Below are 644 nucleotides of genomic sequence, written 5' to 3'. Positions count from 1 at the left end.
GTCGTAGACCTTGCCGGTCTTACCCAGCGCCTCATGTTCCCCGGCGATTGCGAGGCAACGGCTGATGTCGGCCGGCTTCAGGCGCGGCGTGGCAAGTTCCGTTGCCAGGCCTTCGAGCGAGACACGGGCGATGCAGAGATCGTCGAGCCGGGCACGCGAGACGGGCGGCACGCGGGCGGAGCCGTTGCGGGCGATTTCCAGGCCGTTTTCGGCGGCGAGACGGCGCAGTGCCTCGCGCACCGGCATGTGGCTGGTGCCGAATTCGGCGGCCAGCGAGGCGATGGTGACGACCTGCTGCGGCTCGAACATGCCCCACATCAGCGCGTGGCGAAGCTGCTCGTAGACGCTGTCCTGCACCGTCACGCGTGACGAGACTTTTGTCAGTCCTGCCTCTTTCACCAGCCGCTCATCCTTTCGTTCGTTCTATTGCACGTTCAGTGGCGCAAGCCGGCTTTGCGCATCAATGGCAGCACGCTGTCGCAGAAATAAGGGAGTTCGTGGGTGTAATTGAAGAAGGATAGCGCGATGCCGGAATAGCCTTTTTCCGAGATTGCCCGCATCTCTTCAACAATCTTCTCCGGCGTGCCGACCAGCGGATAGCTGCCGGCGCCGCCGGCGAAGCGCTTGCGATAGCGGTCGTAGGA

1 protein-coding gene and 1 pseudogene are annotated in these 644 nt (G+C 63.5%); both read right to left on the bottom strand.

Features of this window, described 5'->3' with window-relative positions; all coding sequences use genetic code 11:
- Positions 1–399, bottom strand: a 399-nt coding sequence (locus tag AC1D0P_RS26800) for a GntR family transcriptional regulator (protein ID WP_477679506.1), incomplete at its 3' end; no start/stop codon positions are given.
- Between the two features lie 35 nt (positions 400–434).
- A pseudogene (locus tag AC1D0P_RS26795) lies at positions 435–644 on the bottom strand (LLM class flavin-dependent oxidoreductase); the annotation flags it as partial.

The sequence above is a fragment of the Polaromonas sp. P1_G2 genome (assembly GCF_056405515.1).
Note: the sequence above shows the minus strand (reverse complement) of the source record. Positions and strands in the feature narration are given on the sequence as shown.